This is a genomic window from Chryseobacterium lactis (assembly GCF_003815875.1).
Classification (GTDB): Bacteria; Bacteroidota; Bacteroidia; order Flavobacteriales; family Weeksellaceae; genus Chryseobacterium; species Chryseobacterium lactis.
In genome coordinates, this window is sequence record NZ_CP033924.1 from 3132575 (window position 1) to 3159104 (window position 26530).

A 26530-nucleotide genomic window follows, 5' to 3' on the forward strand; every position below is an offset into this window, starting at 1 on the left:
AAAAAAGAAGTAATCATCAATAAAAAATTGCAGTTCTCTAAAGAAACATTTAATTTTACACTTTAAATATTTCTTTTGCAGTACGCTCAAATTGTTTTACCACTAAATTTAAAAGGATCTTTTACCTACAAAGTTCCGGAAGAACTGATGTCTGAAATCCAGTTAGGAATGCGTGTGTTGGTTCCTTTTGGAGGAAAGAAAATTTATACCGGGATTGTTTTTGATCTTCATGATAATGTCCCTGAAAATTTTGTAGCGAAGGAAGTGATCAGTATTCTGGATGATCAGCCGATTCTTCCCGAAGAGCAGATCGATTTCTGGAAATGGCTTTCGGATTATTATCTGTCCAGTTTGGGTGAGATTTATCGTTTTGCATTTCCATCTTCTTTAAAACTGGAAAGTGAAACCTATTTAAAAATAAAGCCCGGTGTCACTGTTGATTTTGAAAACCTTGATGTCAATGAAATGTACCTTATTCAGGCATTGGAAGTTCGGCAATTGATCAATCTGACAGATATTGAAGCTTTTGTTCCTAAAAAAGAAATTATTAAAACCATCAATTCACTGATTGATCTTCAGTATATTGAAATTGATGAAAAAATTGCAGAAAAATATAAAGCCAAGGAAGTTGCTTATGTAAAGATTAACGGTGATGTCTTAGAAAACCGAAACCTTACCGAAATTCTTTTAAAATTAAATAAAGCTCCAAAACAGAAAGACCTGTTCCTATGCATCCTCGATAAACAGACAGAAAACCCTGAACTTCCTATAAAAAAGGCAGAGCTGTTTGAAGATGGCTATTTTGGAAGCTCCCATTTCAAAGCATTGGCTGATAAAGGCCTTGTGGAGGAATATTATATGCAAAAAGACAGGATAGAAAGCTATGAAGGGGAAATAGAAGAACTTGAGGAACTTTCTGAAAAGCAGAAAATTGCAAAAGCAGAAATTGATGAAGCTTTTGAAGAAGGGAAAAATGTCTTGCTGCATGGAGTTACTTCATCAGGAAAGACCCATATTTATTTAGAGAAAATAGAAGAATGTATAGAGGAAGGAAAGAATGTCTTGTTTTTACTTCCGGAAATTTCTCTTACCAAACAGATTACTCAGCGGTTAGAAAAGAAATATGGCAGACAGCTTGGTTTCTATCATCAAAAGCTGACTGATTTTGAAAGGGTAGAAGTATGGCGAAGAATTAAACAAAATGACATTAGAATTCTTATCGGAACACGAAATGCCATGTTTTTGCCTTACCGGAATTTGGGATTAATCGTTGTAGATGAGGAGCATGATTCTGCATATAAACCGCGGGAAGCGACTCCTTATTTTAACGCAAAGGATGCCGCATTGGTTCTTGGTGGTTTTTATGAGGCAGGTGTGATCCTTGGATCGGCCACTCCTTCCGTAGAAAGCTATTATCGGGCAAGAAAAGATAAGATGAAGTATGTTTTCCTGGAAGAAAGATTTGGAAATGTAAATCTGCCGGAATATGAGCTGATCAATTTCAAAGAAGCCCAGGATTCCAAAAAGGTTTCCGGAAATTTTTCGTTGAGACTTATTGAGGAAATCAAGAAAACGATAGATGAAAAAAATCAGGCAATAGTTCTTCACAACCGCCGTGGCTATGCGAATGTGGTAGAATGTGAAAGCTGTGGTTATGTTAATTACTGCTCCAATTGTGATGTGGTAATGACCTATCACAAAGCTGCCAATGAAATGAAATGCCACTATTGCGGTCAGAGAGCTTCAAAGCCTAAAACCTGTCCGAAATGCTATTCTGAAAAACTGAACGAAAGAGGAGTGGGTGTGGAGCAAATTCATGAAGAAGTCTCCAAGCTATTTCCGGAGAATGAAGTGGATAGAATGGATGTGGACTCTATGCGTAAGAAATTTGCCTACGAAAAACTTTATGAAAAGATTGAAGAAGGTGAAACCGACATTATAGTAGGTACACAGATGATTTCCAAAGGATTGGATTTTGATCATATTGAACTGGTAACAATTCCGAAAGCAGATTCCTTATTATATGTACAGGATTTCAGAGCCGAAGAAAGGGCATATCAGCTGATTACACAGGTTTCCGGGAGAGCAGGCCGGGTTTCCGGAAAAGGGAGAATCCTGATTCAGACCTATAATCCTGATCATTCTGTATTTCAGTTGATCAAGATGAATAATCCCGCGAAAATCTATAAATATATCCTTACAGAGCGTCAGAAATTTCACTATCCGCCATTTACAAAGCTGATTATGATAGAGCTTAAACACAGAAAAGAAGATAAGGTAAACCGTGCTTCCCAGTTTTTAGGTTCTGTTTTAAGAAAATATCTGCCGGAAGATTGTGTTTTGGGACCTGAAAGAGCTCAGATTGCGAGGCTGAATAATTTATATCAATTCCAAATTTTACTTAAGTTGCCTCGAGGGAAAAACTACGAGAAGTTTAAGAAGATGGTTTTGATAAGTTTAAAAGAATTCGATGAAATCACTGCTTATCAAAGCATTAAAAAAGACGTTTTTGTTGATTTTTAACAAAGTTTAACAAATTTTACACTCTTTTATAAGGCAGCTATGGTCTGTTTTATGACAATAATTTCTACTTTTGGACGTTGATTAAGTGTTTGGCTCTGTAATTGAATGACTCTACCTGTCATTTTTATAGTGTCCAAACTATAGAACAAAAAAAAGGATAGATGGTAAATTTCAGAAAATATATTTCAAGTGCGGCAGTGTTGGCTTCTGGTCTTTTCCTGGCTCAATCTACCGTTTCTACCGTTCTTTATTCTCAAAATTATGACAATCAGAAAAGCAGTTTAAACCTTCCTTCACCCGTTAGCTCGGTAGCGGAGAGAGCTGTTTTGTCGGCTAAAGAACTTGTAGACATTAATGTAAACACAATGATGGCGGATCCTATGCTGAAAAATGCAACCTGGGGATTCGTAGTGTATGATCCGAAAACGAAGAAAGTTATTTCTTCGTACAATGAAAGTACTCCACTGGTACCGGCTTCTACGACGAAGCTGTTGACCACAGAAACAGCAATGAATTTATTAGGGGAAAACTACAGATGGATGACCCAGCTGGAATATTCAGGAACTGTTGATGAAAATGGAACTTTAAATGGAAATTTGTATATCGTAGGAAGCGGTGACCCGTCTTTAGGAACCAATAAAGCAGGAGCATGGTCTTACAGGGATATTATTTCAGACTTCGTAGGAGGACTTTCACGTGAGGGAATCAGAAAGGTAAATGGTGATATTATTATTCAGACAGCGCTTTTCAAAGGCAATATTTCAATGCTTCCGGAAAATGTTGTATGGCTAGAGAACAATAATTACTATCTGCCTGCTGGTACAACCAATGGAATTAATCCGGCGAACGAAAAACTGATCGTAAAGAAAGGTGGTTTCTCTTCAGAAAAGAAATTTTTCTATGTTTCACCGTATGCTCATCAGATGGTATATGCTGAGAAGTATGATGGAGAAGGCGTTTTAACGACGAAACTTCCGGATGCTCCGGCCTACCTTGCCAATTCTTTCAGAACTACTTTGGTAAAAAGCGGAATTCCTGTGACAGGGAAAGTAAGCCCGAAAATGACTGATCCGTCTCCGGAGAACAGAAAAATGGTTTCAGCTTATAAATCTCCAACGTTAGGTGATATTATTTTCTATACAAACCAGCATAGTGATAATTCATTGGCAGAAGCTTTATTAAAAACTGTTGGATTCCAGAGAATGGGCGATCAGACTTCTGAATCAGGAAGAATGGTGGTAACGGAACATTTAAGAAATGCAGGGTTTGATATGAACGGGTTGAATTATATCGACGGAAGCGGTCTTTCAAGAAGTAACAATGTAACTCCAATTTCTCAGGTGAAGTTTTTAACTTCTTTAATGGATGAGAAATATTACAAGTCTTACCTAACTTCTCTTCCGGTAGGAGGACAGTCAGGAACTTTGAAAAGAATGTTCATCGGTGAAGGAAACGGACAGGTTTTTGCTAAAACAGGAACTTTAAATAAAGTAAAAACTTTAGCAGGATATTTGAAAACAAATTCAGGAAAAACGTTGGTGTTTTCTTTAATGGTTAATAATTACGCAGGATCAGTAGATATGGTGAAGAAAAGAATGGAGAAAATTCTTGAACCTGCATTAAATCTTTAACATATTTTTATTTTATATATTATAAAGACCTTTTAATTAACGATTAAAAGGTTTTTTTTATATTTGACTCACAATTTTTTAGAATGAAAAAACTTTACCTCTTAGTTTTGGGATTGTTGGTATCTCAACCGTTATACAGCCAGAAACAAAATTCAAACATTGACATGAAAGGATTGGTTGAGAAGGAAAAAAAATCCTTTGCCAACAAAATGGCGGCAGGCAATGTTAATCCTAACACGCTTAATTACGATCTTCAATATCAGAGGATGGATGTGGCTTTAGATCCGGCGGTGAATTCTATTTCCGGGTCTGTGACTTCACATTTCAAACCCACTCAGAATATGGGAAGTATTTATTTTGACCTTTCTACCAGTCTTACGGTTTCCCAGGTAAAATACCACGGTTCCAATATTGCTTTTCAGCAGCTTCCTACAAAAGAGGTGAAGATTGATTTTCCGGCTTCTCTTCCTGCAAATACATTAGATTCTCTTACCATTCAATATTCCGGAACTCCCGATCCTGTTTATGGTACCGTTATGGTGGGAAGCCAGGGAGGAACACCGATTCTTTCTACTTTAAATGAACCATACGGTGCACAGGACTGGTTTCCGACAAAACAAAGCCTGAATGATAAAATTGAAAGATTTGATTTTAAAATTACGACACCTTCTCAATATAATGTGGCTGCCAACGGGAAAATGATGTCTGAAACGGCTCTTCCCAACGCCAAGAAACTTACTTTCTGGAGAACGATGTATCCTACACCTGCTTATTTGATTGCATTGGGTATAACGAATTATGTCAAGTTAAATGATACTATCGGTAACCCACCGTTTCCTTTCATCAATTATGTGTATCCATCCACTAATTCAAATTCGACAAGTATGTCTAATATTCAGTGGACCAAGCAGATTATGAATACCTATGAAACCTATTTTGGAGCTTATCCTTTCCGTAATGAAAAGTATGGGCATATGGAATATATTAATGGGGGTGGAATGGAACATCAGACCATGTCATCCGTGAGCGGATGGAGCAAAACACTTATTGCCCACGAGCTTGCCCATCAATGGTTTGGAGATAAAGTAACCTGCAGTACCTGGAATGATATCTGGCTGAACGAAGGCTTTGCAACATTTGGAGAACATGTAGCCAATGAAAAACTACTGATGACCAATACCGAATTTATGAACTATTTATCAGGTCAGATTAATTATATTACCGGAAGTGTAGGAGGAGCTACCTATGTTCCTAATAGTGGACTTTCCAGTGTAAACAGAATCTTTGACAGCAGATTATCATACGCTAAAGGTGGATATGTTTTAAGAATGCTGAAATGGATCTTGGGAGACGATGCTTTCTACCAGGCGCTTAGAGATTATCATGTGAGACCCAATCTAGCTTATAATTATGTGCAAACTTCAGATTTAAATGCTTCTCTTTTTCAGTCTACGGGAAAAGATTTTACGGAGTTTTTTAACGACTGGATCTATGGTGAAGGTTATCCAACCTATAAAATCAAGTGGAAGCAAACGGGAAATCAGATTTTATTGAATATTGCACAAACCCAGAGCATGGCTTCGGTAAGCTTTTACGAAATGCCTTTACCTATTAAAGTAAACGGAACAGGTGGACAAACAGCTTATTTAGTACTGAACAATACTACCAATAACCAGAATTTCCTGGAAGCAGTGACATTCCCGATTGCCAGTGTTCAGTTTAATTATGAATATCAGATTATTGAAAAAAACTCGACTGTTACTCAGGATAATACATTGAGTGTTTCTTCCGTGGAAAAAGAAGAGTTTGCCTTATACCCGAATCCTGCCAAAAACGAATTGTATCTGAAAGGGCTAAACAAAGCGACAGAATTTTCTATTCATGCTTTAGATGGAAAATTGATAAGAAAGGGAATTTATCAGCCGGGTAAGACAATTGGAATTACAGAATTGGTTCCGGGAGCTTATGTCTTTACAGTAAAAGAGAAAAATATTAAATTCATTAAATACTAAAATGTTTTTCCTGATAAAAATGAATTGAGAGGAAGTATTTTGTTGGTTTTACCAATGAATATGCATACGATGTGGCGGAAAAATATTTTTAATTTTATACTATTTATAATATATGCTATTATGAATTTATAAAATTGTATTAATCATTTCATGAAAACATTTTATTTGCATAAAAATAACTCATAATCAGTTGGTTATGAGTTATTTTTATATATTTGATTGCATAAATCACAATATATATGAGCAAGTTTTATTTCTTACTATTGGGACTGTTACTATCTCACTTGTTTTATGGCCAGGAAGCCCATCAGAATATTGAAATGAAAGGTTTAATTGAACATGAAAAGAAATCTTTCGCCAATAAAATGCTGGTCGGGAATATTAATCCAAATACCTTAAATTACGATCTGCAATACCAAAGAATGGACGTTTCTCTGGATCCTGCTGTTCAAAATATTTCAGGATCGGTAACTTCCCATTTTAAAACTAAGCAAGATTTAAGTAGTATTTATTTTGATTTCACTACGGCATTGGCGGTTTCTAAGGTACAATATCATGGCTCTAATCTTACTTTTCAGCGACTTCCTACACAAGAGATAAAAATAGATTTTCCAGCTTCTATTACTGCTAATACATTGGATTCGTTAACTATAAACTACTCCGGATCACCTGTTAATAATGAGGTGTTTTTCACTGAAGTTCAATCGGGAACTCCGGTTCTTTCTACATTAAATGAACCTTATGGTGCTCAGGACTGGTTTCCCACCAAGCAGAGCTTAAATGATAAAATTGAAAAGTTTGACTTTAAGATTACCACTCCGGCACAATATAATGTTGCTGCAAATGGAAAATTGATGTCTGAAACAATCCTTCCTAACGGAAAAAAGTTGACATTTTGGAGAACAATGTATCCTATGACCGCTTATCTTGCTGCTCTTTCAATTACTAATTTTGTCAAAAAAAATGACGTCATCGGAAATCCTCCTTTTCCATTTGTGAATTATTTGTATCCTTCCACTAGTTCGAATCCTGCAAAAATGGCCAATATTGAATGGACCAAACAAGCTATGGATGTATTTGAAACTTATTTTGGAGCCTATCCTTTCCGAAATGAAAAATACGGTCATATGGAATTTACATGGGGTGGAGGAATGGAACATCAAACGATGTCTTCTATGGGAAGCTGGGGTAAGGGAATTATTGCTCATGAACTAGCTCATCAATGGTTTGGAGATAAAGTAACCTGCGGTAAATGGAATGACATTTGGCTGAATGAAGGCTTTGCTGCATTTGGAGCGCATTTAGCTAATGAAAAACTGTTGATGACCAATACACAATTTATGACTTATTTATCAGGTCAGATTAATGATATAACAAGTATGCCGGATGGAAGCACTTATGTTCCTGATACTAGTCTCAATAATATAAATAGAATTTTTAGCAGTAGATTAACCTATGCAAAAGGAGGGTATGTGGTAAGAATGTTGAAGTGGATTTTAGGAGATGACATTTTTTATCAAGCGATTAAAGATTACCATAGCAGACCAAATTTAGCTTATAATTATGTACAAACTTCAGATCTGAATGCTTCATTACTTCAATCTACAGGAAAAGACTTTACGGAGTTTTTTAAAGACTGGATCTATGGGGAAGGCTATCCAACCTATAAGATCAAATGGAAACAAACCGGAAGCCAACTTCTGCTAAATGCTTCACAAACGCAGAGTATGCCATCGTCAGTCAATTTTTATGAAATGCCTTTACCAATAAAAGTAAATGGAACAGGAGGAGAAACTGCTTATTTAGTGTTGAACAATACTACTAATAATCAAAATTTCCTGGAAACGATATCTTTCCCGGTTGCCAGTGTTCAGTTTAATTATGAATATCAGATTCTTGAAAAAAACTCAACCGTTACTCAGGATAATACACTGAGTGTTTCTTCTGTCAAGAAAGAAGAGTTTGCTTTATATCCTAACCCTGCCAAAAATGAATTGTACCTGAAAGGACTAAACAAAGCAACAGAATTTTCAATTCACGCCATAGATGGAAAATTAATAAGACAAGGAAACTATCAGCCGGGGAAATCTATTGGGATTTCCGAACTGGTTCCCGGTACTTATATTTTAACAATAAAAGAGAAGAATATTAAATTTATTAAACACTAAAAATATCCATCAGATCATAATAAGATAGGATAGAAAAAATAAAAAGGACGTTCTGGAGAGGTCATTGCATAGATTATTTCCATTGTGATTATATTTTTATTGTTGGTTCAATATAGAGAAGCTTTCAGATCTGAAAGCTTCTTTGCTTTTTAAACATTTTGTGTCCTCTTTTTTCGGCGGTTTTAATTTTATAAGTAAACCATTTTTCCTTGAAAAGAAAGCGCATTATATTATCAAAATTCCTTATAATGACGAGGTTTTTAAAGCCGCGCCATTTTTCAAGAATACTTGCAGGAAGTGCTCTTACAGACACAGAATAGCCTTCCGTTTCATATTGAATATAATGCCACCATCCCGATGGAATATAAAGGGTTTCACCAGGATGAAGAACAGCTTCATATCCATCTAAATAAAGGAGTGCAGGATATTTGCGATAATCCGGGTCTTTAATATTGGGCAGACTATGAAAATTATAAGGCAGTTTATACATAAGGTCCGACTGCTCCCACGGGAAAAGCCATATTCTTTTTATGCCACGGAACTGAGTGATAAAGACATGTGACATATCAATGTCAATGTGATTTCTTGTTGCTGAACCCTGGCCACCGAAAAACATAAAAGGCAGCCATTTCAGAATTTTACCATTGGTGACATCGTTATAAAAAATATCATTTTTAAGCTCCGGCTTAAGGCTTAATAAATTAAATAAGAAGAGACGGCGTTCAGTTGCGGTGGTGTCAATGAGATCGAGATATTCTGAAAATGTAGTTTTGTCAACAGGCTTACTTGCTACTTTGTCAAGGGATTCAAGTTCGCTTCCATAGATGTTCACTTCCTGATTGCCTGCTATTTTTTTGAAGTAGTTATAATCCCATTTTTTAAAGGCAGGACTTTTAGGATCTACAAAATTGTTAAGAATAACTGGAATATTAGGCTTCATATAGCTGTTGATAAAATTTTTTGAATGCATATTATCTGCTTTTTGTACCGGTTTCAATCTCATATTCTCCAATTTTAAACAAATATAAAAATTATCCTACTAAATTAGTAGACTATTAATGTTAAAACTGAATTAAAAATCAAATTTTTAGAATTACATGTCCAAAAGAGTATATTTTACCGCCTTTTTAGTAAATTAGCACATCTAAAAAATTACAAAAAATGATTTCTGAAAAATACCTTCAACATTTACAGAACGAACTTCAAAATATTGAAAATGACGGGCTTTTTAAAAGAGAACGAATCATTACTTCCCAACAAAGTGCCGAGATTGAGGCCAATGGTAAAAAGCTTTTAAACTTCTGCGCAAATAATTATCTGGGATTATCCAACAATCCTGAAGTGATGAAAGCTTCTCAGGATATGATTGAATCTCACGGGTATGGAATGTCATCCGTACGTTTTATCTGTGGAACACAGGATATTCACAAAGAACTGGAGAAAAAGATCGCTGATTTCCTTGGTCTTGAAGATACGATTCTTTATGCTGCGGCTTTTGATGCCAACGGAGGTGTTTTTGAACCTTTGTTTACTGAAGAGGATGCTATTATTTCAGATGAACTGAATCATGCCTCAATTATTGATGGAGTACGTCTTTGTAAAGCGGCAAGATACCGTTATAAAAACAATGATATGGCTGATCTTGAAACTCAGCTGATCGCTGCTTCTGAGAAGAATCACCGTTTCAAAATCATTGTAACAGACGGTGTTTTTTCAATGGATGGTATTGTAGCGAACTTAAAAGGATTATGTGATCTAGCTGATAAGTATAATGCATTGGTAATGGTTGATGATTCTCACGCAACAGGATTTATCGGAAAAACAGGTCGTGGAACTCACGAAGCCAATGAAGTAATGGGTAGAGTAGATATTATTACTTCTACTCTAGGAAAGGCTTTAGGGGGTGCTTTGGGAGGATTTACTTCCGGTAAGAAAGAGATCATTGATATGCTGAGACAACGTTCAAGACCTTATTTATTCTCTAATTCACTGGCTCCGGGAATTGTAGGTGCTGCTTTGAAAGTTCTGGATATGATTTCTGATGATACGACTCTTCGTGATCAGGTAATGGAAAATGCAGACTATTTCAGAACAGAAATGAAGGCTAAAGGCTTTGATATTCCTGATGGTGATGCAGCGATTGTTCCGGTAATGCTTTATGATGCGCCGCTTTCTCAGAAAATGGCCGAAAAGTTGATGGATGAAGGAATCTACGTAATCGGATTCTTCTATCCTGTAGTACCGAAAGGAAAAGCAAGAATCAGAGTACAATTATCTGCAGCTCATACAAGAGAACACTTGGATAAAGCAATTGCTGCTTTTGAAAAAGTTGGAAAAGAGCTGGGAGTGATCTCTTAAGATTGAATTGATCTTAATCATGAAAATATAATGTTCGGCTCGGGCAGCTTCGCTGCCCCGAGCCGAACAATTTTTTTATATACAAACAGTTTGATTATATTTTCCTGATTAAAAGAAAATTATTTTTAAAAATTATATAAAAGCTTATCTTTGCTGTTAATTTTTTCTGAATGCTTTATACAATAATCAAAGCGCTGCATATTATTTTTATGGTAAGCTATTTTGCGGGAATTTTTTATCTCGTACGAATTTTTGTTTACTATAAGGATACTGATGAATTTCCGGATGAGAAGAAGAAAATTCTGAGAGAGCAGTATACTTTCATGGCGAGAAGGCTGTGGAATATCATTACGGTTCCGGCAGGAATAATTATGGCTGTATGTGGATTGGTGATGATTTTTTTAAATCCGGGATTGATGAAAATGGGATGGTTCCACTTGAAACTAACTTTCCTTATTGGCCTTGCCATTTATCATTACTGGTGTTGGAAGAAAGTCCTTCAACTAAAGGCTTTAAACGGGAATACTTTGCAAACTGCCAATATCAAACTAAGGCAGGCCAATGAAATTGCAACCTTTATTTTGTTTCTTGTCGTATTTACTGTGATCTTAAAATCAATGGTAATTGAATACTGGTGGCAATTAATTACAGGATTTTTCGTTCTTGTATTTCTGATTATGATGACCGTCAAACTCGTTAATAAAAATAAAAAAAACAAATAATTGTGAAGTAGAGTGTATAGATTCATACATGGATACTTTTTACATTTTATAAAAAAACTATGATTGCAATTTTAAAGAAAGAACTTTGGAGTTACTTCGGAAACTGGAGCGCATGGGTAATTATCGCGGCTTTCAGTTTGATCGCAACGCTCTTCCTGTTCTTTTTCGACAACGACTCTAATATTTTTGAGATCGGGATGGCCTCTCTGCAGAGCTATTTCGTTTTAGTTCCATGGCTGCTGATGTTTATTATTCCGGCTCTTTCTATGAAGACTTTTGCGGAAGAGCAACAAACAGGAACTTTAAACTGGCTATTTTCACAACCTTTGAAAGTTTCAGATCTTATTACAGGAAAATTTCTTTCTGTATGGATTGTAGGGGTTTTATGCCTGATTCCTTCACTGATCTACCTTTATACAGTGTATGTTTTGGGTGTTCCGGAGGGGAATATTGACCTGGGAATGACTTTCGGAAGTTATATAGGGTTGATTATTTTAATTGCAGCATTTTCAGGAGTTGGAATTTTAGCCTCTTCATTATCACAGAATCAGATTATGGCTTATTTGATGGGCGTTTTCATGTGCTTTATTATGTATTTTGGAATCGAACAGCTGGCCAGTTATAAGTTATTAGGCGGTGCCGATTTTATTCTTCAGAATATAGGTTTCTATCAACACTTTTTAGGCTTTACAAGAGGGCTTATTGATTTTAAAGACGTGGCCTATTTTATCCTTGTGATCGGCGCTTCATTAGTATTATCCAATCATTTTATTAACAAAAAGAAGTAGAGTATGAAGAAGATTAATGCTAAATCACCACTGGGAATTTTCTTATTTGCTATTATTCCTTTGGTAATTATCCTGGTGTATTCGGGAATCAGATTAGATTTAACAAAAGAAAAAAGATATACCCTTTCTGACAATACGATCAAAGTATTGGAATCCGTTAAAAAACCGTTGACTGTAGAAGTTTATCTTGAAGGAGATTTTCCGGCAAGCTTTAAACAGCTTCAGAGTGAGACGAAGTTTATGTTGGAGGAATTCAGAAAGATTAATCCGAAGATTGATTTTAAATTCATCGATCCGATTAAGACCAAAATGTCCCAGGACACTTTAATGGCAATGGGCATGCAGCCATCGATTCTTCCGGATGTGAAAGATGGAAAGATCTCACAGATTACCCTTTTTCCTTACGCTGTTATAAAATATAATAATGACGGGGTTTCTATTCCTTTGGTTGTACAGCAGGCCGGTATTGATGCCGATCAGCAGCTTACAAGATCTATTGAAGGATTGGAATATAACCTGGTTTCGAACATCAAAAATATTGCTGCTAATAAAAAGAAAAAGATAGGAATTCTGGTCAATCAGGATGAGCTGAGCCCTGATGAATTCCAGGGATTTGTGCATCTGGCAATGGAAAATTATGACGCAGGACCCATTATTCCTAAAAATCAGACTGAATTAAGTTTAGAAGATGTTCCATTATTAAAGCAGATGAGTGCTTTGGTGATTGCAAAACCGAGAAAGGCTTTTACTGATAATGAAAAAGTTATTCTTGACCAATACATCATGAACGGTGGGAAAACGCTTTGGATGATCGATGCGGTAAATGCCGAAATGGATACCCTGACAAGATCCAAAAAGGTAATGCCTTTCCCGATCGATATCAATATGACAGATTTCTTTTTCAATTACGGAATAAGAATTAATCCTGCATTGGTAAAAGATGTAAAGAAATTTGCTTTATTGAGACTGGTGACAGGTGAGGTGAGTGGAAATCCACAATATACAAGTTTGCCTTGGCCTTATTACCCGCTGGGAATTGCCGAGAACAATAATCCGATTACCAAAAATATCAACCCTGTCAAGTTTGAATTCCCAACTTCTATTGATACGTTGGGCGGAAGAAAAAATATCAAAACTAAAGTACTTTTCGAATCCAGTGAAAGAACATTGCTGAAGCAGGTTCCCAATTATGTAGATTTAAAAGAGATATCAAGTGTAGACAGTCTTGGACAAATGGAGAAACCCAGTACTCCAAAAATCTTTGCGGTATCTTTAGAAGGAAAGTTCAATTCTGCATATGCTTCAAGAATTGAAAGAAAATCTTACCCGGGATTCAAAACATCAAGCCCGGAAAATAAGATGATCGTGATTGCAGACGGGGACGTAGGACGAAATAAAGTCATCAAAGGGAAACCGCTTCCTCTGGGAGTAGACCTATTGACCAACGAGCAGTTCGGAAACGAACAATTCCTGAGAAATGCTTTAGACTATCTGTTGGACGACAGCAACCTGATGGAATTAAGAAACCGAAACATAGAAGAAAGACTTCTCGACAGACATAGAATTACCGAAGAAAAAGCCAATTGGCAGTGGCTGAACCTATTGCTTCCATTGGCCATTATCGGTCTGATTGGAGGATTGTTCTTCTGGTTGAGAAAGAAGAAGTTTGGATAAAAACTAAAAGAGAAGCCCTGGAGCTTCTCTTTTTTATTGTAATATAATTTACGTTGCCTTATTCCTTAATAAACTTTGAACTCAGTTCGCCGATTTTATAAAAGTAAAGCCCGCTGTTTAAGCTTTCAACGTTCAATGTGATAGCTTCCTCATGATTTGAAAATGATTTGTTTAAAACCAGTTTTCCTGTAGTATCATAAACTTCAACTTTATTAGAACTGTTTTTCGGATTGGTAATCTTCAGCGTTGTTTTGGCAGGGATAGGGAAGGCTACTAATTTATTTTTAGAAGCATCCGTAATTTCCTTACTGCCGAGAGTAGAAGTCGGCAGTGAATAAATTTCTGTCTGCAGTGTAGTCTCATTAAACAGTTTCAATTTATTGGTGTTGTCTGTCGGGTCATGATAGATTTTCGTGAATTCCGATCTGTAAGTACCGGGGAAATCTTTAACAACAGCAGCATCTTCATCTACAATAAGTAATTTGGAGGCTTGTGTTCCGGGAGCTCTGAAATACACGATAAACTCTAACTTGTCATTGGTATTGAAAATGTTTTTGGATATCTGATAACTCTCATCTTTGATAAAAAGCATATCTCCGTTATACCCTGCTGGTACTGGGATGTTAACTGTTTTCAGAAGGTTGTAACTTTGATTGTAGATTTTAAGCACCGAGGTATAATCCAGCTGTGTACAATACACCAGCTGGGTATCATTGATGTACATGGCAGCGTCTTCAGTAGTCGGAAATGTGTGGATTAAATTGATCTGGCCAAAGACAAGGCCTGTCGCAAACATAGCGATAGAAAATAATGTTTTTTTCATGGTTAAAGTTTGAAATAATGTTTTGAAAATTAATCCGGACCCATCTTATGAAGGGATGTCAGATTTTTTCATGTTTTTAATTGGTGCAAAAATAAGAAATAATTGGGAAGCTTTATACTAATTAATGAGTATGTTCCTGAATTTACAGGCAAAAAAAGAGAAACAGTGTATGCTTCTCTTTTTTTATTTTCGTTATTATTTTGATAAACTAGCTCTCCAATAACAATTTGATTTAATAAATGTTTACAGGAAAATTATACCTGATACGTCTCCTTAGGCAATAAAGCCGCTGTTTTGTAGTAAGTGATATCAGTCTCTATTTTATCCTGAAGATCCTGGAAGGTGTCATAATCATAGTGCGACCAGTTTTCTTCATTCTCAGGATCAGATGTTTTGTCTACAGCGAGCTCAAGTTTCCCGTCATCCTCGTAGCTGAATTCTATGGCAGCATACTTTTCACCGTTTCCGTCTGTTGTATACCAGCATTTCACCGTTTTTTCCAATTGGGGTTTTCCGGTTTCGTTATCGATTACCTGAGAACAGATAAAGTTTTCAAGATCGTCTGTTTTAAAAACGGTCTTGGAAATTAATGGCAGTTCGTCAACTGATAAAGAATACAATTTATTGGTAGAAATTGTAATTCCGTCAGTAGTTTCTCTTTTTTCAATATCAAAAAAATCTGATTTTTCTTTCAGATATTCAAGAACCTGATCTTCATTTTCTTCTTCATTAAGGAAATAGTTGATATTATACACACTATCCTCGTTGATGAACTCAACCTCTTTTAGAAAATCTGAACCTTCTTCATAATAATAAAGATGATATTCATTTAGCTTCGCAGCATTGCTTTTGGAGATAACTTCTCCAAAAATGTTTTTGTACACTTTTCTCATTTTTAGTCATGTTTAGTTTCATCTATTAGTTTAAGTGGTGAACAAATATAAGTTTCTTTTTTATCATAACGAGACATTGAAAACGGTATTTATTTCGTAAGTATTTTATATATCCTTTATAAAATCCTCATACTCGTAGTAAAAACGTTCAAATCCATTCATTTTTTCAACAAAGAATTCAAAAATTTCTTGCCAAGAATTTTTGTTAAAAATAGAAACTCCATGTTTTTCCACCCAAATCCTACTGATTACCTTGCCGTTATCAAGTGTAAAATATTCCTCTTTATAAAAATCTCCGATTTCCTCTTTTAACATGTCCTCTAAAGACCAAACCTTTTCGTAATAGGCATTTCGAAAGAGTTCATCCTTCATTTCGATATCGAGAGAAACTTCTGCTTTTTTATTATCGGCGGTAAATTTAAATGACAGATCCTTTACTTTAGTATCATACAGGATCCATTTTCTCGGAAACGATTTTCCAAAAGCTGTCCAAAATTCTTTTTTTAATTGTTGGGCTTCTTGTTTACTGAACATATGACAAACATAGCAATTTAATAGGAGAAAGGCAAGGTTAAGGCTGCAAAAGGACAAATTTGCAAATGGGTTTATCCATCATTTTGCTATTTTGCCTTTTCATTTAAACATGTGAAACTATTTTCTTATTTTTGTCGTAATGCTTTCAAAAAAATCTCAATATGCGTTTAAGGCACTTTCATATCTTGTAGAAAAGAGAAATGAAGGGCCCATTCTTATTTCTGAAATTGCGGAACATAAAAAGATTCCTTTAAAGTTTTTAGAAAATATTCTTCTTGAGCTTAAAAAAGCGGAGATCCTGGACAGTAAAAAAGGAAAAGGGGGAGGATACTTTTTAAAAGAAAATCCGGAAAATGTAAAACTGGCCAAAATTATCCGCCTTGTTAACGGTCCTATTGCAATGCTTCCTTGCGTAAGTCTCAACTTTTATGAAAAATGTGAAGACTGTAATGAAGATCATTGTGGTCTGCATGATGTATTGATCGAGGTTCGCGATGCTTCCCTGAATATTCTGGAGAAAAAAACTTTAATGGATTTGGTTGATTAACCCGATCCTTTTTTTTGAATTATTAGTCTACTTGTTTGGTAGGATAATTATTTTATCTGATATTTGTACCACTTCAAATCAATACATGATGATTTCAAACGAAGACACAAATACACCGAAACGATAGATATGGTAATTTCAAGAAAAATTCAGGTAAGACTTAATGTACTTTTTGTAACCATCGCAGTTTTGGGAATTGCAGGGTTTTCCATGTATGAATTGGGCTATCTTGATGAGCTGCTCAACATCCTCGCAAAAGACAATTATATTTTTTACTGGATGCTTCTTGTGGGAGTATTCGCAGAAATTGTAGCCGGATCAATGGGAATGGGGTATGGCGTAATCTGTACTACAACACTTATGTTTCTTAATATCCCGCCGCATATTGTAAGTGCCAGTATACATTCCGCAGAAAGCTTTACTACAGCTGCTGGAAGTCTAAGCCACATCCAACTGAAAAATGTGAGTAAAAGCTTAGTTAAAAAGCTCGCTATTCCTGCTGTCATTGGTGCTGTTATTGGTGCAGTAAGCCTTACCTACTTTGGAGAATACTATGCCAAGATAACCAAAACAATCATTGCTTTTTATACCCTTTATCTGGGATTTCAGATTTTATCCAATGCTTTTAAAGAAAAACAAAGTAAAGCATTGAAAAGAAAAACGAATCTGACAAGACTGGCTGTCATTGGTGGTTTTATAGATTCTTTTGCCGGAGGAGGCTGGGGTCCTTTGGTAACCGGTACCCTCATCAAAAATGCTTTTACCCCAAGATTTGCAGTGGGAAGTTCTACCGTTGCCAAATTTATTCTGACGATAACTGCTGCCGTTACTTTTTTCTTAACCCTGGGAATCCAGCACTGGAACATTATTTTAGGACTCTTAATCGGAGGAATTATTACAGCCCCGTTTTCAGCGATGCTTACCGCTAAGCTTCCGGTGAAGAAAATGTTTGTTGTGATAGGTTCGCTGGTGATTATAATGAGTTGTATAACTATTTATAAATCAGTATTCAATTAAAAAATATCGGGAACGTTTGAAAATAAAAGATCAAAAAATATATTCGGATTTGAAAATATTTTACTTTTACATCATTAAATATTGAAACATGAATTTACATATCATTGCACTTTTTAAGTTTAATGAAAATTATTTGATGGATGCGGTAGAGCTGTTCCAGAACCTTGTGAAAGAGACCAGAAAAGAAGAAGGTTGCCTGCAATATGATCTTATTGAAGATAAAGATAATAAAGGTACTTTTTTCCTGATTGAATTATGGGAAAGTGTAGAGCATCACAACAGACATATCGGGCAGGATCACTTGCTGGACTTCCGAAGAGATTCTTCCAGAATGATGGAAAGTTCCACAGAAGTGTATAAAGGGTTTAAAATATACTAATGAATTAAGAAATTAATGGATGGATAAAATCAGTGATCTCTGAATATCTCTCTCATTTAAAAATTATAAAAGGCGATTTCAATATTTGAAACCGCCTTTTTATTAGAAAAAATAGAAAGTATTAAAATAAAAGTTTTTTATTTTACGATAAGCTTTTTCGTTTCCGTATTGCCTCCGTAAGTAATTTTTACCAGATAGTTTCCTGCAGAAAGATGAGATAAATTCATATCCTGCTTGTAGAAACCTGCCTGATTGGTTAGTTCTGCCGTATATACCTTTTTCCCGGTAAGATCGTAGACTTCTACACTGCCTTTGTTGCCTGTTTTCTCTTTAATATCGAAAAGAACAGTAACCTTTTTGTCAGCTGTTGTCGGGTTAGGATAAATACCAAATGATGCCTTTTTGCCAACTTCAGTAGTTCCCAAAGTTTCAGTAATTTTTTTGTATTTGAAGTACATATTTCCAGTCGTTGCTCCACCATTGGTTGTAAAGTACATTCTGTAATAGTCATTTCCTTTTTTAATGTAATAAACTACATCATTTTTAACAGTTCCGATACCTTTCCATGAATGACCAATTGTAGTAATATTGGATGAAAATGCTGTACTGGCAGGTACTGAGCTACTAGCCGTTTCCTGAGTTTCAGGCTGTACCATTGCTACTTTGATGTTCGGACTTTGGATTGCTCCCGACAGAGGATACATCTGAAGGCCCATATAGAAAGTGTAGTATTTGGTGAACATTAGATCCCATGCTGTTTTTGAGGGTTCCAGGTTAGGAACTTTTGCTCCGGTGTCAAATGAAAAATAGTTAAAGAAAGAATCATCACTTCCGTTAGCTATCGTTCTGGTTTCCGTTGGATCCCATGTTGTACCATTCCATTTTGAATATTTAAAAGTATATCCTGCAAACGCATCCTGGATTGCAAATTTAACGTACGTCCCATTAGCGTATTTCAAAACAAAAATCGCTTTTCCGTCCACATGGTGTGTTAGCCCATTATAAGTTCCCCATCCTGTAGAAGGAAGATTAGGATTAGGCGAAGTGACAGGTCCCTGTTCAAAAGCTCCCTGCGTCCAGTCTGTTGTCTGGTCAGGATTGTAAAGAGGTTCTCCCCATGATGCTTCATTGCTGATGCTGATATTATCCCAGTCTGCTAAATTTGTCGATGCAGTATACACTTCAATATCTTTCGCATCGTTAATTCTTGTTCCTGTTGAGTAATTTGAATTTCTGAAGAATGCAACATCCCATGTATTGGCAGGCTGTGAAATCATATTTCCATCTGCCATGTTAACAAATACACGGTTTTGGTATCCTGATCCCATCGACATGTTCACCTGCGTGTATCCTAATGCATCTGTTTGCGCAATAACGGTCTGTTGAACGGTAAGAGCAAGCATTGAAGCCAATAATAGTTTTGTTTTCATAAATTATTTTTTAGATCCTTATTTAGAATTGTTCTACAAAAGTATATAATTATTTTTAATCATTCTAAATAAAAACATGATTTTTATCGTGTTTATAAATTAAAATCACGATTAATACAATATAAAAAGCCGATAGGAAAGGACCTACCGGCTTTTTGTATATAAATAAAAGTCTGATGTATCTTATTTTTTAACGAATTTTGATTGAACGGTTTTGCCATCCGTAGTTTCAATATTCAAAAAATAAACCCCTGTCTGAAGAGAACTGATGTCAAATTGCTGCCCGTTTAATTTACCTTCAGCTACTTTTTGTCCTGAAGCAGAATATACTTGAATTGCTTTAGGATCTTTTTTCGCTACAAATGTCAAAGCAGTTTGGTTGGCATTGATGGCGAATTTTATCTGATCTGCTGATTTGCGGGAATCTGTAACGCCTAATGAAGCCGTTGTCTTATATTGTACATTATCAATCTGGATGGCAACGTGCGTTGCAGTAGGGGTAAATTTAAAAACAAGATAAGAACCTGTGGAAGAAGGGATATCTACGCTTATGTTTTGAATTGTTCCGATAGTAGCTACAGTAATAGGACTTCCAACAGGAACAAATGTAGACATGTCCGAAGGATTTGATGCTACTCCAATCTGAATGTTACCAGGGCCAGGAGACGGTGATACCAGTGTTGTATCAAACGTTAATGTTTTGTTTCCAGTTGGAGTTTCAATCTGCGGAGTGATCAGATATGAAGAACTACTGGCGTTATTACCTGCATAAGACTGTATAAATCTGTTAGAATCTCCTGCAACAATCATTCTTGGAGGAACAGGAGGAAACTCTCCGGTTATAGGGGCTACAATAGCAGACCATCCAAACTGAGGAAACGTAGTATTTCCTGCAGTGAAGTTATCAAAATTTTCATTAATGCTCGCAACCTGAGCATTCGCAGTGAAAGCTGTAAAAAGTAAAGCTCCAAAGAATAGTTTTAGTTTCATAACTTTATTTTTATTTAGAATTATTCCACAAAAATATACATTTATTTTTAATGATTCTAAATAAAGTTTTATATTTGTCGAAAATTTGTACCTCCTATGAAGAAGAAAGTGCTTTCCGTTCTATCATTATCCGTGGCTTTCTGGATGAATGCACAAGAAAAGGATTCTCTTAGTCAAAAGAAAATTGAAGAAGTTGTCATTACAGGACAGTATACTCAACAGTCAGTTAATAAATCCATCTATAAAGTTGATGTCATTGATGCCCAGCAGATCAAAAACATGGCAGCTACCAACGTAGCAGATGTTTTGAATCAAAGCCTTAATATTCAGGTTACGCCAGATACCCGATCGGGAAATTCAACCGCTAATATCATGGGACTTGACGGGAATTATGTAAAAATCCTTATTGATAATATTCCGGTAGTAGGAGACACAGGATTAGGAAGTAATATTGACCTTACCAAAATTTCTTTAAACAATATCGAAAGAATAGAAATTGTAAAAGGAAGTATGGGAGTGGAGTATGGTAACGGAGCCGTAGCCGGTGTTATCAATATTATTACAAGAAAAAATACTTCTAAGAAAATAAGTGTACGAGGTAGCCTTCAGGAAGAAACCGTAAGAGATAATTATGATCTTAAAAAGAGAGGAAAGGGAAGACACATCCAAAATCTAAATGTAGATTATAATATCGACAACAACTGGTTTGCCAATATCAGTTTTAATCATAACCAGTTTATGGGCTATGAGGGCGAGAGCAAAGGATATAAATATTTCGGACAAGATAATAAAAGAGGGTACGAATGGAATCCGAAAGACCAGTTTGATACTTCAGCATTAGTTCGATACACGAAAAATAAAACAACGTTTTACTATAAATTGTCTTACCTGTACGAAAATTTCAATTTCTACAATCCTGAAGTAAGCAGAAATCCGCTTAATGACGGAATGGGTGGAGTTGCCTACGAAAGCAGGGATCGTGAGTATAATACCAATCGTTGGATTCATCAGTTTAATATTCAGACCAACTTCGGACATGTCCGTTATATGGGAGATTTTTCATACCAGAATCAGGATAGAAAATACTTTGATTACAACTATGATATCCCCAACAGAAATACAAAAAGCAAACAAGAAGAGAAATCTTATTATAAAACAGATGTAATTTATTCAAGAGGGATGTTCAGTAATTTCCTGGACAACAAAACTTTTGATTTCCAGTTAGGATATGAATTAGATTATACCAATGGTTATGCCGCTCTGATCGCCGGTGATTTCTTCGGAGAAGCTGTGAAAAGAAAGATTTTCACCTACTCCAATTTCCTTTCTGCCGAATGGAATATTTCAGATAAGCTTTCCGTGAGACCGGGAGTACGACTTTCCCTGAGCGAAAACTTTAATGATCAATATAATTACTCTGTTTCTGCAAGATATAAAACTTCAGAAAATTCAAACCTCAGAACCGTTGTCGGAACGGCAAACCGATTCCCAAAATACGACGAGCTCTATACTTATTTTGTTAACCTTAATCACGATGTACAGGGAAATCCGGATTTAAAACCGGAGAAAGGTTTCTCTGCAGGATTATTCTGGGATCAGAATTTTAACGTAGGAACCAACGGTTGGAGAATCGCTTATAATATAGATGCTTTATATCTTGACGTAAAAGATCGGATAGACATGGTGGTGATAAAGGAACCTTCTACTTATAAATATATGAATATCAATAAGTACAGGAATATGTTGCTATCTGCCAATGTAGATTTTAGAAAAGATCAGTTTGCATTATCTCTCAGGGGATCTGTAAACGGAACTTCTGTATCCATGAATACTTTAAATTCTTCTTCACCTACAGACTTCCAGTATCTGGTACAGGCAGGAGCTTCGGCAACTTACAAACTTAAAAATACAGATACCAATTTTTCACTCTACTACAAGTTTACAGGACCGGATAGAATTTATGTAGCAGATGGTACTAACGGCTTCCGCCTTGGAAAAGTAGACAGCTTCCATATGATGGACTTCATCGTAAGCCAACCTTTCTGGAACAATCATTTTGAAATTGCTGCCGGAGTGAAAAATATATTTGATGTGACCAGATTAAACTCAAGCGCTACGGCAACTTCAGCTCATAACGGAGCATCAGGTACCGTGAATTTATATTATGGCAGAAGTTATTTTGCCCGATTAATGTTTCAATTTTAAATAAGCTACTATTATGAAGTATTTAAAAATATTTTCTATTCTTTCCGTTATGGTTGCCACTCAGTCTTGTCTTTCTGCTGACGAGGATCCGGTGTCAGTTCCTCCGATGACAGGATCTGAAGTGAATGTTGAAGTGGGAGGACCTACAGAACCTAACCAGGTGTGGATTGATCTAAGCGACTATCAAAACAGAAGCATCAACAAAAGAACCGATTGGGATCTTGGTTTCTATACAGGAGAAGAATTCAGAGTAATTATGAATGGCTCCCTGGCAATGACCGTGATTAAAATACCCAATGCTACAGATATCAGTAAAGTAAAGGAAGCAGATGTACAAAATCTGAAAGACATTGCTCAGGTGGGAACATTTGATGCTGAAAATATGAAGTATATCGATAATCCGAATGGTAATTTTTTAACTCAGACATCGGGAATTGCTGCCATAAAGGAAAATGACGCAGAAAATCCTATTTACCTGGTTAATTTGGGAAGAGAAATACCTTCTTCATCTAATATCGGAGCGGGTTCAGTTTCATTGTCCGGAGACCCGAGAGGATGGAAAAAAATGCAGATTCTAAGAGCACAGAACGGTTACAAAATCCGTTATGCAGACCTGAATGCAGATGCTGCCAATATCAAAGAATACGTTATTACGAAAGATACAGAATATAATTTTTCATTCTTCAACTTAAAAACAGGTTCACCGATAAAAATTCAACCTAAAAAGAAAAATTGGGATCTTGCATTTACAACATTTACCAACGAGGTGTTTATATCGCCTACGAACAGTGCAGGAAGCTATTTTTATGCTGATTTTATAACGACCAATACGCTAAGTGGCGTGGGAGCATATCAGGTAAATGTTACAGGAAGTCTGGATCAGGCTTACAATGCTTTTAAATTAAAGGATGTTGATGCCACTAAATTCGTTTTCAACGACCACCGGGCGATTGGTGATAAATGGAGAACAACAACCGGAACTCCGGCAAATCCTATCCCATTTGTATATTCAGACCGCTTTTTTGTATTAAAAGATGCGGAAGGTTTTTACTTTAAGCTGAGGTTTAATAGAATGAAGGATGAAAAAGGAAACCGTGGTTATTCCAATTTTGAATTTGAACCTTTATAATAATCATTACAAATAATCAAATAATAGTATCATGAAAAAATTCATCCTTGCAGCCTCTGTTCTGGTAGCGGTATATTCTTGCAAAAAAGCGGAAGGCTCAGCAAAAGAAAATACAACGGAAGCCACTTCTGAAGCTCCCAAAACCAATAATAAAATTGTAACATTAAGTGGGGGTATTACAGAAATCGTAAGTGCTTTAGGTCACGAAAAAGAAATCGTGGGAACTGACGTTACAAGTACTTATCCTGCTAGCTTAAAAACTACGGCTAAGGATCTTGGACACGTAAGATCAATGACCATTGAACCGATTATGGCCGTTAGCCCTACCTTGATTCTTGCTTCTGATAAAGATATTAATCCTGAATTATTAGGGAAAATCAAATCTTCAGGTATTAAAACCGAGGTTTTCAAACAGGAATATACCGTTGAAGGAACTAAAAAACTAATTGCTGACGTTGCAAAAGCTATCGGAAATACAGATTATCAGAAATTAAATGATAAAATCGATGCCGATTTAAAACAAGTGCAGCCCATTGCTAAAAAGCCAAAAGTATTATTCATCTATGCCAGAGGAAATATGCTGATGGTTTCTGGAAAAAATACTCCGATGGCTTCCATTATTGAACTTGCCGGTGGAGAAAATGCAGTGAATGATTTCGAAGACTTCAAGCCATTAACTCCGGAAGCGGTTGTAAAAGCTAATCCTGATGTATTGTTTTTCTTTGAAACAGGATTGCAGGGAGCAGGAGGAAACGAAGGTGCTCTTAAGATGCCGGGGGTTTCCCAAACCAATGCAGGGAAAAATAAGAAAATCATCGCAATGGATGGAGGTTTAATCTCAGGTTTCGGACCGAGATTAGGAGAAGCAGCAGTAGGATTAAATAAACTTTTAATTGAAAACACAAAGTAAACTATACTTTTATCTTATAATAAGTGCCATAGTGCTGGGTATCCTGGCAATTGTGGCACTTTATATCGGCGTCTATGATTTTAACGGAGAGTCGCCGTTCAGGGTTTTAAGTAAATATATTCAGGGAGATCCAAGCTTGTCGCTAAGTGATAAATATGTAATCTGGGATGTAAGAACTTCCCGAATTATTATGACCATTTTGATCGGAAGTATGCTTGCCGTTTCCGGGACAACACTACAGGGATTATTTAAAAATCCTTTAGCTACAGGAGAAGCAATAGGTCTGACATCGGGAGCTACATTACTTGCAGCATTTGCGATTGTTTTGGGAGGACATTTTAAACAGTATCTTCCTGAAATCGTACAGTTTTCACTGGTAGGTATTTCAGCTTTTTTAGGGGCTTTGCTGGCGATGATGCTGGTGTACAGAATTTCTACCAGTGCGGGCAAAACAAATGTGGTCATGATGTTGTTAAGCGGTGTAGCTATTACCTCAATAGGCTTTTCCATTACAGGTTTTCTTATTTATCTTTCTAAAGATGAGCAGTTAAGAGACCTTTCATTCTGGAATATGGGAAGCTTAGCTGCAGCAACATGGACGAAAAATATTGTTTTAACATTTGTGATTATCATCTCTTATGCCATTTTACTTCCGAAAGGAAAGGCTTTGAACGCAATGATGCTGGGAGAGAGAGACGCACAACATCTGGGAATTAATGTGGAAAGATTGAAGAAGCAGATCGTCATTATTACTTCTTTAATGATAGGAACCTGTGTGGCATTTTCGGGGACGATTGGTTTTGTAGGGCTTATTGTACCTTATATTTTAAGGCTTTTATTTAAATCGAATTATGTTTTCATATTGCCACTATCTGCCGTGCTGGGAAGTATTTTACTTTTGATTGCCGATACCATCAGCAGAAGTATTGTAGCACCATCAGAATTGCCAATTGGTATTTTAACCTCTCTTATTGGAGGGCCGATTTTTATTGCTATTTTAATTAAATTTAAGAAATCTTTGTAATGATAAAAGCACATCAGATTAATTATCTTCACAAGGACTTTAAAATTCTTGATAGTGTTGATGTCTCTTTGGGTTACGGCGAATTTTTAGCAATCGTTGGTCCCAACGGAGCAGGTAAATCGAGCCTTTTAAGTGTTTTGGCTAATGAAGTGAAAGAGGGAAAACCAAAAATTATATTTAAAGATAAACCTATCGCAGATTGGGAAGTAAAGGAGTTATCCAGGCACAAATCCAAGTTTTCTCAGCATAATTCCAATGAAATCCCTTTACAGGTTAAAGATGTAGTGATGATGGGGAGATATCCTTATTTTGATGCTCAACCCGGTAAAGAAGATCTTGAAGCGATGAATAATATGATGTATGAAACAGATATTTTTCATCTTAAAGAAAGAGATTATAATACATTATCCGGAGGTGAAAAACAGAGAGTGCATCTGTCAAGAGTAATGGCTCAATTGCAGAATGAAATTGCCCATAAGCTGGTTTTTCTGGATGAACCTTTGAATAATCTGGATATAAAACATCAATATAAAGCTTTGGAAATTATCAAAAATTTCACCAAAAAAGCCAATAGTGCTATTGTTGTTTTACATGATCTGAACCTTGCTGCACAATTTGCCGATAAGATTTTATTGATGAAATCAGGGAAAGTTTTTTCATATGGCACACCACAGGAAGTTTTTACGGCAGAAACGATTAGCAAAGCTTATAATTTTCCCTGTACCATTTGCGACCACCCTATTACCAATAACCCAATGATCATTTTTGGATAA

At 36.0% G+C, this 26530-nt stretch carries 22 protein-coding genes; 16 read left to right on the top strand and 6 right to left on the bottom strand.

Annotated features, from left to right (window positions below; genetic code table 11):
• The first annotated feature begins 75 nt into the window (after positions 1-75).
• From priA to EG342_RS13890, 4 genes are all read left to right on the top strand, one after another.
• Positions 76-2523: a replication restart helicase PriA gene (gene priA, locus EG342_RS13875; protein ID WP_103293000.1), complete on the top strand. Its 2448-nt coding sequence runs from the start codon at positions 76-78 to the stop codon at positions 2521-2523.
• Positions 2524-2684: 161 nt separating this feature from the next.
• The gene (gene dacB / locus EG342_RS13880) at positions 2685-4154 is read left to right on the top strand and encodes a D-alanyl-D-alanine carboxypeptidase/D-alanyl-D-alanine endopeptidase (RefSeq protein WP_103292999.1); all 1470 of its coding nucleotides are present in this window, start codon (positions 2685-2687) and stop codon (positions 4152-4154) included.
• Between the two features lie 83 nt (positions 4155-4237).
• Positions 4238-6166 carry a M1 family aminopeptidase gene (locus tag EG342_RS13885; RefSeq protein ID WP_103292998.1) on the top strand — a complete coding sequence of 643 codons (1929 nt, stop codon included), beginning with the start codon at positions 4238-4240 and terminating at the stop codon, positions 6164-6166.
• Between the two features lie 239 nt (positions 6167-6405).
• Positions 6406-8334: a M1 family aminopeptidase gene (locus EG342_RS13890; RefSeq protein ID WP_103292997.1), complete on the top strand. Its 1929-nt coding sequence runs from the start codon at positions 6406-6408 to the stop codon at positions 8332-8334.
• Between the two features lie 124 nt (positions 8335-8458).
• Here the strand turns inward: EG342_RS13890 and EG342_RS13895 are convergent, their stop codons facing one another.
• Complete coding sequence (locus tag EG342_RS13895; RefSeq protein ID WP_103292996.1) at positions 8459-9337, bottom strand: cupin-like domain-containing protein; 879 nt, start codon at positions 9335-9337, stop codon at positions 8459-8461.
• A gap of 158 nt (positions 9338-9495) precedes the next feature.
• On the opposite strand from EG342_RS13895, the gene kbl reads away from it, so the two are divergent.
• The 4 genes from kbl to gldG all read left to right on the top strand — a co-directional run bounded on the left by kbl (position 9496) and on the right by gldG (position 13876).
• Positions 9496-10692: a glycine C-acetyltransferase gene (gene kbl, locus EG342_RS13900; protein WP_103292995.1), complete on the top strand. Its 1197-nt coding sequence runs from the start codon at positions 9496-9498 to the stop codon at positions 10690-10692.
• A 170-nt stretch (positions 10693-10862) separates the two neighbouring features.
• Complete coding sequence (locus EG342_RS13905; RefSeq protein ID WP_103292994.1) at positions 10863-11414, top strand: CopD family protein; 552 nt, start codon at positions 10863-10865, stop codon at positions 11412-11414.
• Between the two features lie 59 nt (positions 11415-11473).
• Entirely contained in the window at positions 11474-12202 is a 729-nt protein-coding gene (locus EG342_RS13910) for an ABC transporter permease (protein WP_103292993.1), read from the top strand.
• 3 nt (positions 12203-12205) lie between these two features.
• Positions 12206-13876: a gliding motility-associated ABC transporter substrate-binding protein GldG gene (gene gldG, locus EG342_RS13915; protein WP_103292992.1), complete on the top strand. Its 1671-nt coding sequence runs from the start codon at positions 12206-12208 to the stop codon at positions 13874-13876.
• Positions 13877-13934: 58 nt separating this feature from the next.
• Here gldG and EG342_RS13920 read toward each other — a convergent pair whose 3' ends face one another.
• The 3 genes from EG342_RS13920 to EG342_RS13930 all read right to left on the bottom strand — a co-directional run bounded on the left by EG342_RS13920 (position 13935) and on the right by EG342_RS13930 (position 16126).
• Complete coding sequence (locus EG342_RS13920; protein WP_103292991.1) at positions 13935-14699, bottom strand: T9SS type A sorting domain-containing protein; 765 nt, start codon at positions 14697-14699, stop codon at positions 13935-13937.
• 254 nt (positions 14700-14953) lie between these two features.
• Positions 14954-15592 carry a hypothetical protein gene (locus EG342_RS13925; RefSeq protein ID WP_103292990.1) on the bottom strand — a complete coding sequence of 213 codons (639 nt, stop codon included), beginning with the start codon at positions 15590-15592 and terminating at the stop codon, positions 14954-14956.
• 105 nt (positions 15593-15697) lie between these two features.
• Positions 15698-16126 carry a DUF4268 domain-containing protein gene (locus tag EG342_RS13930; RefSeq protein ID WP_103292989.1) on the bottom strand — a complete coding sequence of 143 codons (429 nt, stop codon included), beginning with the start codon at positions 16124-16126 and terminating at the stop codon, positions 15698-15700.
• A gap of 139 nt (positions 16127-16265) precedes the next feature.
• Between EG342_RS13930 and EG342_RS13935 the strand changes: the two genes are divergently transcribed.
• From EG342_RS13935 to EG342_RS13945, 3 genes are all read left to right on the top strand, one after another.
• On the top strand, positions 16266-16673 hold the full coding sequence (locus EG342_RS13935; protein ID WP_076353981.1) for an RrF2 family transcriptional regulator: 408 nt from the start codon (positions 16266-16268) through the stop codon (positions 16671-16673).
• Positions 16674-16802: 129 nt separating this feature from the next.
• A complete protein-coding gene (locus EG342_RS13940) occupies positions 16803-17690 on the top strand; it encodes a sulfite exporter TauE/SafE family protein (protein ID WP_103292988.1) in 888 nt (295 codons plus the stop codon).
• Positions 17691-17778: 88 nt separating this feature from the next.
• Positions 17779-18069 carry a putative quinol monooxygenase gene (locus EG342_RS13945; protein ID WP_103292987.1) on the top strand — a complete coding sequence of 97 codons (291 nt, stop codon included), beginning with the start codon at positions 17779-17781 and terminating at the stop codon, positions 18067-18069.
• 137 nt (positions 18070-18206) lie between these two features.
• Here the strand turns inward: EG342_RS13945 and EG342_RS13950 are convergent, their stop codons facing one another.
• Positions 18207-19499 (bottom strand): T9SS type A sorting domain-containing protein, encoded by a 1293-nt coding sequence (locus EG342_RS13950; protein ID WP_103292986.1) that lies wholly within the window; start codon positions 19497-19499, stop codon positions 18207-18209.
• Between the two features lie 183 nt (positions 19500-19682).
• Positions 19683-20489 carry a T9SS-dependent choice-of-anchor J family protein gene (locus EG342_RS13955; RefSeq protein WP_103292985.1) on the bottom strand — a complete coding sequence of 269 codons (807 nt, stop codon included), beginning with the start codon at positions 20487-20489 and terminating at the stop codon, positions 19683-19685.
• Between the two features lie 96 nt (positions 20490-20585).
• On the opposite strand from EG342_RS13955, the gene EG342_RS13960 reads away from it, so the two are divergent.
• Genes EG342_RS13960 through EG342_RS13980 form a run of 5 tightly spaced genes read left to right on the top strand, consistent with a single transcriptional unit; the run spans position 20586 to position 26530 of the window.
• Positions 20586-22694 (top strand): TonB-dependent receptor plug domain-containing protein, encoded by a 2109-nt coding sequence (locus EG342_RS13960; protein ID WP_103292984.1) that lies wholly within the window; start codon positions 20586-20588, stop codon positions 22692-22694.
• A 13-nt stretch (positions 22695-22707) separates the two neighbouring features.
• A complete protein-coding gene (locus tag EG342_RS13965; RefSeq protein ID WP_246008624.1) occupies positions 22708-23823 on the top strand; it encodes an HmuY family protein in 1116 nt (371 codons plus the stop codon).
• A gap of 31 nt (positions 23824-23854) precedes the next feature.
• The gene (locus EG342_RS13970; protein WP_103292982.1) at positions 23855-24733 is read left to right on the top strand and encodes a heme/hemin ABC transporter substrate-binding protein; all 879 of its coding nucleotides are present in this window, start codon (positions 23855-23857) and stop codon (positions 24731-24733) included.
• Complete coding sequence (locus EG342_RS13975; RefSeq protein WP_103292981.1) at positions 24717-25757, top strand: FecCD family ABC transporter permease; 1041 nt, start codon at positions 24717-24719, stop codon at positions 25755-25757. The genes EG342_RS13970 and EG342_RS13975 overlap by 17 nt, the downstream gene beginning before the upstream one ends.
• Positions 25757-26530: a heme ABC transporter ATP-binding protein gene (locus EG342_RS13980; protein ID WP_103292980.1), complete on the top strand. Its 774-nt coding sequence runs from the start codon at positions 25757-25759 to the stop codon at positions 26528-26530. The genes EG342_RS13975 and EG342_RS13980 overlap by 1 nt, the downstream gene beginning before the upstream one ends.

Bases quoted from the DNA above. Each gene is read 5' to 3' on its own strand.
- EG342_RS13965 (WP_246008624.1), top strand. From the start codon at position 22,708: ATGAAGTATTTAAAAATATTTTCTATTCTTTCCGTTATGGTTGCCACT.
- EG342_RS13950 (WP_103292986.1), bottom strand. From the start codon at position 19,499: ATGAAAACAAAACTATTATTGGCTTCAATGCTTGCTCTTACCGTTCAA.
- dacB (WP_103292999.1), top strand. From the start codon at position 2,685: ATGGTAAATTTCAGAAAATATATTTCAAGTGCGGCAGTGTTGGCTTCT.
- EG342_RS13925 (WP_103292990.1), bottom strand. From the start codon at position 15,592: ATGAGAAAAGTGTACAAAAACATTTTTGGAGAAGTTATCTCCAAAAGC.
- EG342_RS13980 (WP_103292980.1), top strand. From the start codon at position 25,757: ATGATAAAAGCACATCAGATTAATTATCTTCACAAGGACTTTAAAATT.
- EG342_RS13940 (WP_103292988.1), top strand. From the start codon at position 16,803: ATGGTAATTTCAAGAAAAATTCAGGTAAGACTTAATGTACTTTTTGTA.
- EG342_RS13945 (WP_103292987.1), top strand. From the start codon at position 17,779: ATGAATTTACATATCATTGCACTTTTTAAGTTTAATGAAAATTATTTG.
- EG342_RS13935 (WP_076353981.1), top strand. From the start codon at position 16,266: ATGCTTTCAAAAAAATCTCAATATGCGTTTAAGGCACTTTCATATCTT.
- gldG (WP_103292992.1), top strand. From the start codon at position 12,206: ATGAAGAAGATTAATGCTAAATCACCACTGGGAATTTTCTTATTTGCT.
- EG342_RS13890 (WP_103292997.1), top strand. From the start codon at position 6,406: ATGAGCAAGTTTTATTTCTTACTATTGGGACTGTTACTATCTCACTTG.
- EG342_RS13920 (WP_103292991.1), bottom strand. From the start codon at position 14,699: ATGAAAAAAACATTATTTTCTATCGCTATGTTTGCGACAGGCCTTGTC.
- EG342_RS13910 (WP_103292993.1), top strand. From the start codon at position 11,474: ATGATTGCAATTTTAAAGAAAGAACTTTGGAGTTACTTCGGAAACTGG.
- EG342_RS13895 (WP_103292996.1), bottom strand. From the start codon at position 9,337: ATGAGATTGAAACCGGTACAAAAAGCAGATAATATGCATTCAAAAAAT.
- kbl (WP_103292995.1), top strand. From the start codon at position 9,496: ATGATTTCTGAAAAATACCTTCAACATTTACAGAACGAACTTCAAAAT.
- EG342_RS13905 (WP_103292994.1), top strand. From the start codon at position 10,863: ATGCTTTATACAATAATCAAAGCGCTGCATATTATTTTTATGGTAAGC.
- EG342_RS13955 (WP_103292985.1), bottom strand. From the start codon at position 20,489: ATGAAACTAAAACTATTCTTTGGAGCTTTACTTTTTACAGCTTTCACT.
- EG342_RS13930 (WP_103292989.1), bottom strand. From the start codon at position 16,126: ATGTTCAGTAAACAAGAAGCCCAACAATTAAAAAAAGAATTTTGGACA.
- EG342_RS13885 (WP_103292998.1), top strand. From the start codon at position 4,238: ATGAAAAAACTTTACCTCTTAGTTTTGGGATTGTTGGTATCTCAACCG.
- EG342_RS13960 (WP_103292984.1), top strand. From the start codon at position 20,586: ATGAAGAAGAAAGTGCTTTCCGTTCTATCATTATCCGTGGCTTTCTGG.
- EG342_RS13970 (WP_103292982.1), top strand. From the start codon at position 23,855: ATGAAAAAATTCATCCTTGCAGCCTCTGTTCTGGTAGCGGTATATTCT.